At 71.3% G+C, this 13,443-nt stretch carries 10 protein-coding genes; 6 read left to right on the top strand and 4 right to left on the bottom strand.

All coding sequences use genetic code 11. The features are described from left to right. The first annotated feature begins 9 nt into the window (after positions 1–9). From dut to dxs, 5 genes are all read left to right on the top strand, one after another. Positions 10–459, top strand: coding sequence for a dUTP diphosphatase (dut, locus tag ACOWU6_RS15345; RefSeq protein ID WP_282977938.1), 450 nt, complete (start codon positions 10–12; stop codon positions 457–459). Continuing rightward, positions 456–1,079, top strand: a complete 624-nt coding sequence (locus ACOWU6_RS15340; protein ID WP_271172077.1) for a DUF3710 domain-containing protein — start codon at positions 456–458, stop codon at positions 1,077–1,079. Before dut ends, ACOWU6_RS15340 begins: the two co-directional genes overlap by 4 nt. Next, positions 1,076–1,801, top strand: a complete 726-nt coding sequence (locus ACOWU6_RS15335) for a DUF3159 domain-containing protein (RefSeq protein ID WP_421076216.1) — start codon at positions 1,076–1,078, stop codon at positions 1,799–1,801. The genes ACOWU6_RS15340 and ACOWU6_RS15335 overlap by 4 nt, the downstream gene beginning before the upstream one ends. Before the next feature lie 187 nt (positions 1,802–1,988). Next, entirely contained in the window at positions 1,989–4,871 is a 2,883-nt protein-coding gene (locus tag ACOWU6_RS15330; RefSeq protein ID WP_421076215.1) for an aconitate hydratase, read from the top strand. Positions 4,872–4,977: 106 nt separating this feature from the next. Continuing rightward, the gene (gene dxs, locus ACOWU6_RS15325; RefSeq protein WP_324014590.1) at positions 4,978–6,939 is read left to right on the top strand and encodes a 1-deoxy-D-xylulose-5-phosphate synthase; all 1,962 of its coding nucleotides are present in this window, start codon (positions 4,978–4,980) and stop codon (positions 6,937–6,939) included. 60 nt (positions 6,940–6,999) lie between these two features. Here dxs and ACOWU6_RS15320 read toward each other — a convergent pair whose 3' ends face one another. The 4 genes from ACOWU6_RS15320 to ACOWU6_RS15305 form a co-directional block, all read right to left on the bottom strand. Then, the gene (locus ACOWU6_RS15320) at positions 7,000–9,138 is read right to left on the bottom strand and encodes a 3-hydroxyacyl-CoA dehydrogenase NAD-binding domain-containing protein (protein ID WP_271172194.1); all 2,139 of its coding nucleotides are present in this window, start codon (positions 9,136–9,138) and stop codon (positions 7,000–7,002) included. A 5-nt stretch (positions 9,139–9,143) separates the two neighbouring features. Next, on the bottom strand, positions 9,144–10,352 hold the full coding sequence (locus tag ACOWU6_RS15315) for a thiolase family protein (protein ID WP_271172073.1): 1,209 nt from the start codon (positions 10,350–10,352) through the stop codon (positions 9,144–9,146). Positions 10,353–10,425: 73 nt separating this feature from the next. After that, positions 10,426–11,640 carry a ribonuclease D gene (locus ACOWU6_RS15310; RefSeq protein WP_421076214.1) on the bottom strand — a complete coding sequence of 405 codons (1,215 nt, stop codon included), beginning with the start codon at positions 11,638–11,640 and terminating at the stop codon, positions 10,426–10,428. Beyond that, on the bottom strand, positions 11,637–12,212 hold the full coding sequence (locus tag ACOWU6_RS15305; protein ID WP_271172071.1) for a DUF3000 domain-containing protein: 576 nt from the start codon (positions 12,210–12,212) through the stop codon (positions 11,637–11,639). Before ACOWU6_RS15305 ends, ACOWU6_RS15310 begins: the two co-directional genes overlap by 4 nt. Positions 12,213–12,237: 25 nt before the next feature. On the opposite strand from ACOWU6_RS15305, the gene ACOWU6_RS15300 reads away from it, so the two are divergent. Next, on the top strand, positions 12,238–13,443 hold the full coding sequence (locus ACOWU6_RS15300; RefSeq protein WP_421076213.1) for an alpha/beta hydrolase family protein: 1,206 nt from the start codon (positions 12,238–12,240) through the stop codon (positions 13,441–13,443).

Below are 13,443 nucleotides of genomic sequence, written 5' to 3'. Positions count from 1 at the left end.
CCTCGTTGCGTGACCGATATCGTTGACGTCCCCATTGTGGCATCAGAGGCTCCCGCGTACGCGCACCCCGGCGACGCCGGGGCGGACCTCGTCGCGAGCGAGTCGGTGCTCCTCGAGCCGGGAGAGCGTGCGCTCGTCGGCACCGGCGTGCGCATCGCGCTGCCCGAGGGCTACGCCGCGTTCGTCGTCCCGCGCAGCGGGCTCGCGGCCAAGCACGGCATCACGATCGTGAACGCGCCGGGCACGATCGATGCGGGCTACCGGGGCGAGATCAAGGTCGCCCTCCTGAACACCGACGCCCGAGAGGCGTACCAGATCACCGCGGGGGACCGCATCGCTCAGCTCATCCTGATGCCCGTCCCGCGCGCCCGATTCATCCCGGTCGACGAGCTGCCCGACTCCGTGCGCGGGGTCGGCGGATTCGGCTCGACCGGCTACGAGACACGAGGAGTGGCATGAGCGACGAGAGCGCGCCGCAGAACGACGAGATCGCCGTCCCCGAGGGCGAGGCCGCGCCCGCGACGACCCGCAACCGCGCCGAGGAGGGGCCGTTCGACGAGAGCGAGGCCAACCCGGTCCGCCCCTACATCGATCTCGGCGGCATCAAGATCCTGCCGCGCGAGGGCCTCAACCTCCGGCTCGAGGTCGAGGAGCAGTCCAAGCGCATCGTCGCGGTCGGGCTCGACTACGCCGAGTCCACGCTCCAGGTCCAGCCGTTCGCGGCGCCGCGGTCCAGCGGACTGTGGGATGAGACGCGAGACCAGATCCGCGACCAGGTGCGTCAGCAGGGCGGGCGGGTCGAGGAGCGCGAGGGACCCCTCGGCCCCGAGCTCCTCGCCGAGGTGCCGGTCGTCGCGGGCGGCGGCAGCGCGGAGAAGCGCCTCGCGCGCTTCATCGGAGTGGACGGCCCGCGCTGGTTCCTGCGCGGAGTCGTGGGCGGGCGCGCGACGAGCGACCCGGAGGCGGCGGAGCGGATCGAGGACCTCTTCCGCTCGATCGTCGTCGTGCGCGGCGGCGCTCCCATGCCGCCGCGCGACCTCATCCCGCTCAAGATGCCGCAGACGCCGGGCGCGGCGTGACCGGACAGGACGACCGAGGGGACGAGACACCCCTCGAGCCGCCGCGCGCGTCCGATGCGCTCGGAGCGGCACTCGGCGACGCCGCGCGCCGCATGGGGCTGGACCCCGCTGAGGAGCGGGGCACCGGCCACGTCGTCTGGAAGGCGATGGGCGGCTGGCGCGGCGTGCTCGAGTCGGTGCTGCCGAGCCTCGCCTTCGTCGTCCTCTTCACGCTGCGGCCCGACGCGCTCCCTCTCGCGCTCGGAGTCTCGGTCGGCGTCGCGGCGGTGTTCACGGTCGTGCGTCTCGTCCAGAAGTCGCCCCCGTCTGCCGCGATCGGAGGCCTCGTCGCGGCCGCCGCTGCGGCGGCGCTCGCGCTGTGGACGGGCCGCGGCGAGGACAACTTCGTCCCGGGGTTCCTGACGAACGGCCTCTACGGCACGGCGCTGCTCGTCTCGGCGCTCGTCGGCTGGTCGCTCATCGGCCTCGCGGCCGGCTTCCTGATGGGGGAGGGGACGGCGTGGCGCGCCGACCGGCGCAAGCGGCGGGTGTTCTTCTGGCTGGGCATCGCATGGGCCGCGCTCTTCTTCACGCGGCTCGCCGTGCAGCTGCCGCTCTACTTCGCGGGCGATGTCACGGCCCTCGGCACTCTCAAGATCGTCATGGGCCTGCCGCTGTTCGCGCCCATGGTCGCCGTCACCTGGCTCGCCGTGCGCGCGCTGTACGGCCGACGCGAAGGCTGAGCGCCGCGCGCCGCGGCTGCCGCCGGGCATCCGCCGTGCTAGATTTATCTTGACATCGAGATAAATTGCGCACTGCGGGAGACCTGTCGCCCGGCCGCGGCCGGTAAGGTCCGCCTTCCTAGCCGACGCGCTCAGCGGCGAGCATGATGGGGGCGTAAGTGCGCGGTCGACCAGGAGGAGACAGCCCGTGTCCACGGTGAACAGCTTCGGTGCGAAGAGCACCCTGACGGTCGGCAGCACCGACTACGAGATCTTCCGCCTCGACGCGGTCGCCGGCTTCGAGAAGCTCCCCTTCAGCCTCAAGGTCCTCCTCGAGAACCTGCTTCGCACCGAGGACGGCGCGAACATCACCAAGGAGCAGATCAGCGCCCTGGGCTCGTGGGACCCGAATGCCGAGCCGAACACGGAGATCCAGTTCACGCCCGCGCGCGTCGTGATGCAGGACTTCACGGGAGTGCCCTGCATCGTCGACCTGGCAACCATGCGCGAGGCCGTCACCGCCCTCGGCGGCGACCCCGACAAGATCAACCCGCTCTCGCCCGCCGAGATGGTCATCGACCACTCGGTCATCGCCGACCTCTTCGGCTCCGAGAACGCCCTCGAGCGCAACGTCGAGATCGAGTACGAGCGCAACGGCGAGCGCTACCAGTTCCTCCGCTGGGGTCAGACCGCCTTCCAGGACTTCAAGGTCGTTCCCCCCGGCACCGGCATCGTGCACCAGGTGAACATCGAGCACCTGGCGAAGGTCGTCTACGACCGCACGGTTGACGGCGTTCTGCGCGCCTACCCCGACACCTGCGTCGGCACCGACTCGCACACCACCATGGTCAACGGCCTCGGCGTGCTGGGCTGGGGCGTCGGCGGCATCGAGGCCGAGGCCGCCATGCTCGGCCAGCCGGTGTCGATGCTCATCCCGCGCGTCGTGGGCTTCAAGCTCACGGGCGACATCCCCGCCGGCGTGACCGCGACCGACGTCGTGCTCACGATCACCGACATGCTGCGCAAGCACGGCGTGGTCGGCAAGTTCGTCGAGTTCTACGGCGAGGGCGTCGCCTCGGTGCCGCTGGCCAACCGCGCCACGATCGGCAACATGAGCCCTGAGTTCGGCTCGACGGCGGCCATGTTCCCGATCGACGACGTCACGCTCGACTACCTGCGCCTCACCGGGCGCGACGAGCAGACGGTCGCCCTGGTCGAGGCGTACGCCAAGGAGCAGCACCTCTGGCACGACCCGTCGCGCGAGCTCGTCTTCAGCGAGTACATGGAGCTGGACCTCGGCACCGTCGTGCCCTCGATCGCGGGTCCGAAGCGCCCGCAGGACCGCATCCTGCTGTCGGAGGCCAAGCCGCAGTTCCAGAAGGACATCCTCAACTACGCCTCGCTCCCCGAGGACACGGTCGAGGTCGAGGGCACCTTCCCGGCGTCCGACCCCGGCACCACCCCCGGCGTGGAGCACGAGCACGTGCCCGCGAACGGCGTGTCGCACCAGCACGAGGAGCAGCACGCGGCGCACGCCGAGCACGTGGCGGCCGGCCTGCTCGCGAGCGGCGAGCCGCACGCGGCGTCGCAGCCGGTGAAGGTGACCACGCCGGAGGGCGAGTCGTACCTCCTCGACAACGGGGCAGTCACCCTGGCCGCCATCACGTCGTGCACCAACACCTCGAACCCGTCGGTCATGATCGCCGCAGGTCTTCTCGCCCGCAAGGCGCGCGAGAAGGGCCTCACGCGCAAGCCGTGGGTGAAGACGACGCTGGGCCCTGGCTCGAAGGTCGTGACGGACTACTACGAGAAGTCCGGCCTCGACAAGGACCTCGAGGGTCTCGGCTTCTACACGGTCGGCTACGGCTGCACGATCTGCATCGGCAACTCGGGGCCGCTCATCGAGGAGGTCTCCGAGGCGATCAACGAGAACGACCTGGCCGTGACGGCCGTCCTCTCGGGCAACCGCAACTTCGAGGGCCGCATCAGCCCCGACGTGAAGATGAACTACCTCGCGAGCCCGCCGCTCGTGGTGGCCTACGCTCTGGCCGGCTCGATGAACTTCGACTTCGAGACCGACCCCCTCGGCAAGGACGAGAACGGCGACGACGTCTTCCTCAAGGACGTGTGGCCGTCGCCCGACGAGGTGCAGGAGATCATCGACTCGTCGATCTCGCGCGAGCAGTTCATCAAGCAGTACGCCACCGTGTTCGACGGCGACGAGCGCTGGAAGAACCTGCCCACCCCGACCGGCCCGGTGTTCGAGTGGGACGAGAGCTCGACGTACGTGCGCAAGGCTCCGTACTTCGACGGCATGACGATGGAGCTCACGCCGGTCGAGGACATCACCGGCGCTCGCGTGCTCGCGACGCTCGGCGACTCCGTGACGACCGACCACATCAGCCCCGCGGGCAACATCAAGGCCGGCACGCCGGCCGCGCAGTACCTGACCGAGCACGGCGTCGCGCAGCGCGACTTCAACTCGTACGGCTCGCGCCGCGGCAACCACGAGGTGATGATCCGCGGCACGTTCGCGAACATCCGCCTGAAGAACGCGCTCGTGAAGGCGGTCAACGACGGCCAGCAGATCGAGGGCGGCTACACGCGCGACTTCACGCAGCCCGAGGGTCCGCAGTCGTTCATCTACGACGCGAGCCAGAACTACCAGGCCCAGGGCACGCCGCTGGTCATCTTCGGCGGCAAGGAGTACGGCTCCGGGTCGTCGCGCGACTGGGCGGCCAAGGGCACGCGCCTGCTCGGCGTGAAGGCCGTGATCACGGAGAGCTTCGAGCGCATCCACCGCTCGAACCTCATCGGCATGGGTGTCGTCCCGCTGCAGTTCCCCGCCGGCGAGAGCTGGGAGTCGCTCGGCCTCGACGGCACCGAGATCGTCTCGATCGAGGGCCTCGAGCAGCTCAACGAGGGCGTCACGCCGAAGACCGTGAAGGTCACCGCCGCGCCGAGCGAGCACTCCGCTCCCGGCAAGGAGACCGTGGAGTTCGACGCGGTCGTCCGCATCGACACCCCCGGTGAGGCCGACTACTACCGCAACGGCGGCATCCTGCAGTACGTGCTGCGCAGCCTCGTCTGACGCATCGCGTCGCGCGCATCGACGGCCCCGGGAGCGATCCCGGGGCCGTCGTCGTCGCCGGGCCCGTCGCGCGCCGTCTCCCAGGTGCCCGGCGTAGGCTCGGAGCATGACTCTGCTCGACCGCATCCGGGGGCCCCGCGACCTCGACGCGCTCTCGCACGATGAGCTCGCGACGCTCGCGGAGGAGGTGCGCGCGTTCCTCATCGAGAACGTCGCGCGCACCGGCGGCCACCTCGGACCGAACCTCGGCGTCGTGGAGCTGACGATCGCGCTGCACCGCGTCTTCGACTCCCCGAGCGACCCGATCATCTGGGACACGGGGCACCAGTCCTACGTGCACAAGCTCCTGACCGGTCGGCAGGACTTCTCCGGCCTCCGCTCCCGAGGCGGCCTCGCGGGCTACCCGCAGCGCTCGGAGAGCGAGCACGACGTCGTCGAGTCCTCCCACGCGTCGAGCTCGCTGAGCTGGGCGGACGGCATCTCCCGCGCGTTCCAGCGCACGGGCCGCAGCGATCGGCATGTCGTGGCCGTCGTCGGCGACGGCGCGCTCACGGGCGGCATGACCTGGGAGGCGCTCAACAACATCACCGACGACAACGAGCGCAACCTCGTCATCGTCGTGAACGACAACGGCCGGTCGTATGCGCCGACCATCGGCGGCATGGCCCGCTACCTGAACCGCGTGCGCACGGGCGAAGTGTACCGCGACCTCGGCGAGAAGTCCGGTCGGCTCGCGGGCAAGTTCGGCGCGGCCGGCCGCGCACTGTATCGCGGCGTGCGCGGGGGGACCCACGGCTTCCTGTCGCGTCTCACGAACAACAGTCAGCTGTACTCGCAGCTCGACATCAAGTACCTCGGCCCGGTCGACGGCCACGACCTGCCTGCGCTCATCGAGACGCTCGAGCTCGCGAAGGCGTTCGGCGCGCCCGTGATCGTGCACGCGATCACCGAGAAGGGGCGCGGGTACCAGCCCGCCCTCGACGACGAGGCCGACCAGTTCCATGCCGTCGGGCGCATCGACCCCGCCACGGGCGACCCGATCGGCGCCTCCGCTGGCCGCGGCTGGACCGAGGTGTTCGCCGACGAGCTCGTGCAGGTGGGCGAGGAGCGCCCCGAGGTGATCGCGATCACGGCCGCGATGCTGCGGCCCACGGGACTCGCTCCGTTCGCCGAGCGGTTCCCCGATCGCGTGTACGACGTCGGGATCGCCGAGCAGCACGCCGTCGCGTCAGCCGCGGGGCTCGCCTACGGCGGCCTGCACCCCGTCGTCGCCCTGTACTCGACCTTCGTGAACCGCGCGTTCGACCAGGTCCTCATGGACGTCGCCCTGCACCGCGCCGGGGTGACGTTCGTCCTCGACCGCGCAGGCGTCACCGGCCCCGACGGGCCGAGCCACCACGGCATGTGGGACCTCGCGCTCCTGCACATCGTCCCGCACATCCGGCTCGCCGCACCCCGCGACGGGGAGCGGCTGCGCGAGGAGCTGCGCGAGGCCGTCGCGGTCGATGACGCGCCCACCGTGGTCCGCTTCCCGAAGGGGGCGGTCGGCGAGGAGATCCCCGCGATCGAGCGTCTCGCCGACGGCGTGGACGTGCTCGCGCGCGGTGACGAGGAGGACGTCCTCATCGTCGCGATCGGCACCTTCGCCGAGACCGCGCTCGACGTCGCACGGCGGCTCAGGGCACAGGGCATCGGCGCGACCGTCGTCGACCCGCGGTGGGTCGTCCCGGTTCCCGCGTCGATCGTCGAGCTCGCCTCGCGTCACCGACTGGTCATCACCCTCGAGGACGGCATCCGCGTCGGCGGCATCGGGACGCGCGTGCGCCAGGTGCTGCGCGAGGCGGGCGTCGACACCGCGGTGGACGAGCTGGGCCTTCCTGACGCCTTCATCGACCACGCCTCGCGCGATCAGGTGCTCGCGGATGCGGGCCTCACGCCCGCGAAGATCGCCCAGGACGTCGTCGCGCAGGTGCTCGGCACCCGCGTGCCCGTCGCGCGGCCGGAGAAGGACGGCCGCGGCGTGCCGACCGTGACCGGTCAGATCGGCCGCATCGCGAACAGCTCCTGAGACGCGACAGCGGGGCGCACCGCGTCGGTGCGCCCCGCTGTCGTCGCCTCGATCGCCGTCTCAGGCGTCGACGCCGCGGATCACGGGATCGTGGAACGTGCCGCCGAACACGCGCTCGGATGCGCCGACGCGGTCGAGGTAGACCGAGGCGCCGCCGTCGATGAACGGCCATCCGGCGCCCAGGATGAGCGCGAGGTCGATGTCCTCGACCTCGGGGACGACGCCCTCGTCGAGCATGATCCGGATCTCGCGCGCGAGCTCGTCCTCGACACGACGGAGGATCTCCTGCTCGGAGACGGGGGAGGAGCCGACCGAGAGCGCCTTCTGCGCGTCCTTCGTCCAGCCGGTGACCCGACCGGACCTGTCCTTCTCGACCGCCTGGGGCAGGTCGGCGAGAGCGTGCAGGTTCGCCGAGGCGTGGAAGCGGTCGGGGAAGTGCGACACCATCGTGTCCTGCACGTGGGCTGCAACCTTCCAGCCGACGAGGTCGATGAGCTGGAACGGCGTCATCGGAAGGCCGAGGGGCGCGAAGGCGCGCTCGACCGTCATGAGCGGCGTGCCCTCGTCGATCGCGCGTGCAGCCTCGCCCATGACCTTCGCGAGCAGGCGGTTGACGATGAAGCCCGGAGCGTCGGCCGAGCCGATCGCGTTCTTGCGGAGGTCCTTCGCGACCGCGTATGCCGTCGCGAGCGCCTCCTCGCTCGCCTGCGGCGTGCGGACGACCTCGATGAGCGGCATGACCGCGACCGGGTTGAAGAAGTGGAAGCCGACGAGGCGCTCGGGGTGCGCGAGCACCGAGCCGATCTCCTCGACCGAGAGCGACGACGTGTTCGTCGCGAGGATCGCCTCGGGAGAGACGATCCGCTCGATCTCGGCGAAGACGTCCTGCTTGACCTTCGTCTCCTCGAACACGGCCTCGATGACGAAGTCGCAGTCCGCGTACTCGGCCTTGTCGATCGTGCCGTGCACGAGCGCGCGGAGGCGATTCGCGGCGTCGCCGTCCAGCCTCCCCTTCTGCTCGAGCTTCGCGATCTCCTCGTGGATGTACGCGAGACCCTTGTCGACACGCGCCTGATCGACGTCGGTGATGAGCACGGGCACCTCGAGCCGACGCAGGAACAGGAGTGCGAACTGGCTCGCCATGAGGCCCGCGCCGATGACGCCGACCTTCGTGACCTTGCGGGCGAGCGAGCGGTCGGGGGCGCCCACGGGCCGCTTCGCGCGCTTCTGCACGAGGTCGAACGCGTACATCGACGCGGCGAACTGATCGCCCGCGATGAGGTCGGCGAGCGCCTCGTCCTCGCGCGCGAATCCCTCGGCGCGGGTGCCGGAGCGCGCCTTGTCGAGCAGATCGAGCGCGCGGTAGGGCGCGCGGGGGACCGTGCCGATGCGGCTCTCGAGCATCCCGCGCGCGACCTTGATCGCGACGGGCCACTTCGTCAGGCGCTCGATCTTTCCCGGAGCGTTCCTGCGCTCGACCTTGATCGTCCCGGCGAGCACGCCGTCGGCCCAGGCGAGAGAGTCCTCGAGGTAGTTCGCGGGCGGGAAGATCGCGTCGAAGATGCCGAGCTCGAACGCCTGCTGCGGCTTGAGCGTGCGGTTCTGCTTGAGCGGGTTCGAGATGACCACCTCGAGCGCGTTCTCGATCCCGATGAGGTTCGGGAGGAGATAGGCGCCGCCCCAGCCGGGGACGAGCCCGAGGAACACCTCGGGCAGCGCGATCGCGGCTGCCGACGAGTCGACGGTCCGGTAGGTGGAGTTGAGGGCGATCTCCGTCCCGCCGCCGAGCGCCAGCCCGTTCACGAACGCGAACGACGGCACGCCGAGGTCAGACAGCTTGCCGAGGACGTGGTGGCCCTGCTGCGCGATGAGCAGCGCGTCCTTCCGCTCGCGCAGAGCGCTGATCTGCGACAGGTCGGCCCCTGCGGCGAAGATGTACGGCTTGCCCGTGATCGCCACCGCATCGATCTCGCCGGCCGCGGCGCGCGCCCGCAGCGTCTCGAGCACGCCGTCGAGCTCTGCGAGCGTGCGCGGGCCGATCGTGTTCGGCCGCTTGTGGTCGCGCCCGTTGTGGAGCGTGATGAGCGCGATCGTGCGACCCCCGCGCGTGCGGATGTCGCTGACGAGGGAGTGCGTCACGACCTCGTCGGCCGTGAGCGCCTCGAGCCCGGAGAAGTCGATGGAGGAGTAGTCGGTCATCGTGCTCACTTCCGCTTCTTCTTGCCGGTGTAGTGCGGGTTCTCCCACACGACGCTGCCGCCCTGACCGAGCCCGACGCACATCGCGGTGAGGCCGTAGCGCACCTCGGGGTGCTCGGCGAACTGCGCAGCGAGCTGGATCATGAGGCGCACGCCGGATGCCGCGAGGGGATGCCCGACCGCGATGGCGCCGCCCCAGGGGTTGACCCGCGGGTCGTCGTCGGCGATCCCGAAGTGGTCGAGGAAGGAGAGCACCTGGATCGCGAAGGCCTCGTTGAGCTCGAACAGGCCGATGTCGTCGATCGTGAGCCCCGCCTTCGCGAGGGCCTTCTCGGTCGAGGGGATGGGGCCGATGCCCATGATCTCCGGCTGGACGCCCGCGAACGCGAAGGAGACCATCCGCATCTTGGGCGCGAGGCCGAGCTCCTTGACCGCGGCCGACCCGGCGAGCAGGCTCACGGTCGCGCCGTCGGTGAGCGGCGACGACGTCCCCGCGGTGACGCGCCCGTGCGGCCGGAACGGCGTCTTGAGCGAGGCGAGGCCCTCCATCGTCGTCTCGGGGCGGCGTCCCTCGTCCTCGGTGGCGAGCGCCCACGCTCCGTCAGGGCGCGCCACCGCGACCGGGACGAGATCGGGCTGGATGCGCCCGGCGTCGTAGGCCGCCTGAACCTTCTGCTGGCTCAGCATGCCGAAGCGGTCGGCGCGCTCCTTCGTGAGGTGCGGGAACCGGTCGTGGATGCGCTCGGCGGTGACGCCCATGTTGAGCGCGCCGGGATCGACGAGCTTCTCGGCGACGAAGCGCGGATTCGGATCGGCGTTCGACCCGATGGGGTGCCGGCCCATGTGCTCGACTCCGCCCGCGATGGCGAGGTCGTACATGCCGACGCCGATCGACGCGCCCATCGTTGTGACGGCCGTCATCGCGCCCGCGCACATCCGCTCGATCGCGAGGCCCGGCACGGTCTGCGGGAGTCCCGCGAGGATGGCCGCGGTGCGGCCGAGGGTCAGGCCCTGGTCTCCTGTCTGCGACGTGGCCGCGATGGCGACGTCGTCGATCCTGTCGGCGGGGACGCCGCCGTTGCGCTCCATGAGCCCGATCATCGCCTTGACGACGAGGTCGTCGGCTCGGGTGTTGGCGTACATGCCCTTCTCGCCGGCGCGCCCGAACGGGGTCCGCACGCCATCGACGAAGTAGACATCCGAAAGCTCGGCCACTCTGCCTCCCTGTGTCAGTTGACCTCAGCCTAGGCACGGGCGGGCGCGCGTCTCCGCATCGATTGGGATGAACCTACGAAGCCGGATCGTCCTGCTCTCCGGGCGTTTGCGCGGCGCGCACAAACGCGGCGGCGATGAGGTCGGCGGTGGCCTCGATCTGCCAGGGGCGGGCTCCCTGCGCGCGGAGGGCGTCGCCGACGGTGGCGGCATCCACGACGGCGGGCGGCTCCCACGCCACCCGGCGCAGCGTCTCGGGGGTGAGGAGGTTCTCCGTGGGCATCGACAGCTCGGCGGCCTTCGCCTCGACGTCGGGCCGAGCCTGCTTGAGCCGCTGGTCGGCCTCGGGGTTGCGGTCGGCCCAAGCCCGATGGGGCGGCAGCGCATCGCTCGGGACCCGCTCGGCAGGGAGGTCGTCGCTCTCGCGTCCGGCGACGATCGCGTTCCACCAGCGGTCGAGCTCGGTCCGGCTCGCGCGGCCGGTGAACTCGCGGATGCCGGCGAGGGCCTGCTTCGTGCGCGGCATGGCCAGCACGGCGGCGACGAGCGCGCGATCGGGCACGAGTCGACCGGGCGAGACGTCCTGAGCCTGCGCGAGCTCCTCGCGCGCGCGCCACAGCTCGCGAGCGACCGCGAGGTTGCGACGGCCGCGCACCTTGTGCAGTCCGCTCAGGCGCCGCCACGGGTCGGGGCGCGGCGCCTTCGGCTCGCGCGCGAGCGTCGCCTCGAACTCCTGACGGGCGAACTCGGCCTTCCCCGACGCCTCGAGCTCTGCCTCCAGCCGGTCGCGCACGTCGACGAGGTGGAGGACGTCGAGCGCCGCGTACTCGAGCCACGCGCGCGGGAGGGGCCGGGTCGACCAGTCGGCGGCCGAATGCGCCTTCGCGAGCTCGATCCCGAGCGCGGCCTCGACGACGGCGCCGAGGCCGACGCGCTCCCAGCCGAGGAGGCGGGCGGCGAGCTCCGTGTCGAAGATGCGCCGAGGGTCGAGCCCCAGCTCGCGAAGGGAGGGCAGGTCCTGGCTCGCCGCGTGGAACACCCATTCCTCGTCGCCCAGGAGGCGCTGGATGGCCGTCACGTCGGGAACCGCGATCGGGTCGACGAGCAGGACGCCGCCGTCGCGACGGTAGAGCTGCACGAGGTAGGCGCGCTGCGAGTAGCGGAAACCGGAGGCGCGCTCGACGTCGACGGCCACGGGGCCGGTGCCCGCGGCCAGGCGCTCGACAGCCTCGGCGAAGACCGCGGGGTCGTCGATCACGGGGAAGTCCGCTGCCGGCTGCTGGTCGGTCATCTGGGCCTCCGGGCGCCGAACACGGCGATGTCCTCCGACCCCGGCGGGAGGCCGGCGAGCATGCAGACGAGCTCGGCCCAGGCCTCGACGTGGGAGCGGAACGATCCGACGGGCGACCACGAGGCGCGCAGCTCGATCTGCGCGCCGTCGCCCTCGGCGGCGAGTGCCCCGAACCCCTTCGACAGGATCTTCGTCGCGGTGCCGGAGGGGGAGTGGTACGGCGCCCCGCGGGTCTCCAGCGCGTCGACGAGCCACGACCAGGTGACATCCGCGAGGAGCGGATCGGTCCCGATCTCGGGTTCGAGGGGAGCCTGGGCGAACGTCACGATGCGCCAGCTGCCGCCCCATGACTCCTGCCCGTCAGGGTCGTGGAGCAGGATGAGCCGGCCGGTCCCGTACGGCGAGTCGCCGTGGTCGTCGGGTCGGACATCGGCGGCGAGGGCGATGCTGAAGGGCGCCAGACCCTGCGGCGACGGGATGTCGCGCACGGTGAGATCGCCCCGGAACGTCGCCGAGCGCACGGCCGCCTCCGCCTCCGCGAAGGCGTCTGAGCGCGCCCGATCTCCCGTCACGTCGACAGATTAGAGTGAGGGTGCCATGAACACCCCCAGGCGCGCCGCATCCCCGGTCCTCATCGGTCTCCGCTCCGCTCTCACCGTGCTCGCCGCCATGCTCGCCGGCGTGGCGGGCGCCGTCGCCTACGTCTCGCTGCGGATCGCGCGCAAGGCGGTCACGCCCGGCCCGCGCGTGGCCGACGTCGCCGTCCACGGGTTCGACACCGGCGCGCAGACGATCACGCTCTCGCGCACGCCCGATACCGTCCTCCCCGGGCGCTACGGGCTCTTCACGGGCGGATCAGAGCACTACCTGAAGCTCGGCGCGGTCCTCGCGGAGGACGGGCAGCGCGTGCGGAGGAAGCTGCTCACGCAGGTCGACTCGAGCTCGCAGATCGGGCCGTACGCGGCCTTCAGCGGCTGGTACTGGGAGCGCGCCGAGGAGCTCCACCTCCCGTTCACGACCGAGTTCATCGGCGCCCCGGTCGGGCCGTGCCCCGCGTGGTACTTCCCGGGCGAGGATCCCGATGCGGACACGTGGGTCGTCGCGGTCCACGGGCGCGGGACGACCCGCGCCGAGGTGCTCCGCGCGGTTCCCGTCCTCCATGAGGAGGGGCTCCCCGTCCTGTGCGTCTCGTACCGGAACGACGGCGAGGCGCCGCGCAGCCGCTCGGGCCGGTACGGTCTCGGCGCGACCGAGTGGCGCGACGTCGACGCCGCCGTCGCGTGGGCGCTGCGGCGCGGAGCCCGCCGGATCGTCCTGATGGGGTGGTCGATGGGCGGGGCGATCGTCCTCCAGGTCGCGCTCAACTCGGCGCACGCCGACGCGATCGCGGGCGTCATGCTGGAGTCGCCGGTCGTGGACTGGCGGCTCGTGCTGGGATTCCAGGCGCGCGAGCTGCGCGTCCCGTCGCCCTTCACCCGGCTCGCGATGGGCGCGCTCGGACAGGAGTGGACGTCGCGGGTCGTGCGCCACGGCGACCCGATCTCGCTCGACGACCTCGACATCGTCTCCCGCGCGGAGGAGCTGCGGCATCCGATTCTGCTCCTGCACAGCGACGACGACGGGTTCGTGCCGTCCGACGCCTCGCACCGGCTCGCGTCCGAGCGCCCCGACCTCGTGACGCTCGAGCGCTTCCACACGGCGCGCCACACGAAGCTGTGGAACTTCGACGAGCACCGCTGGAACAGCGCGATCCGCTCCTGGCTGCGCACGCAGGCGCTCGTGCCCGACGTCGGCGGGGCCTGA

It is taken from the genome of Microbacterium sp. SA156 (assembly GCF_049065455.1).
GTDB lineage: Bacteria > Actinomycetota > Actinomycetes > Actinomycetales > Microbacteriaceae > Microbacterium > Microbacterium barkeri.
The sequence above is the reverse complement of the archived record's forward strand: the minus strand, read 5'-3'. Positions and strand labels throughout refer to the sequence as shown.

Bases quoted from the DNA above. Each gene is read 5' to 3' on its own strand.
- ACOWU6_RS15310 (WP_421076214.1), bottom strand. From the start codon at position 11,640: ATGACCGACCAGCAGCCGGCAGCGGACTTCCCCGTGATCGACGACCCC.
- ACOWU6_RS15320 (WP_271172194.1), bottom strand. From the start codon at position 9,138: ATGACCGACTACTCCTCCATCGACTTCTCCGGGCTCGAGGCGCTCACG.
- ACOWU6_RS15340 (WP_271172077.1), top strand. From the start codon at position 456: ATGAGCGACGAGAGCGCGCCGCAGAACGACGAGATCGCCGTCCCCGAG.
- dxs (WP_324014590.1), top strand. From the start codon at position 4,978: ATGACTCTGCTCGACCGCATCCGGGGGCCCCGCGACCTCGACGCGCTC.
- ACOWU6_RS15300 (WP_421076213.1), top strand. From the start codon at position 12,238: ATGAACACCCCCAGGCGCGCCGCATCCCCGGTCCTCATCGGTCTCCGC.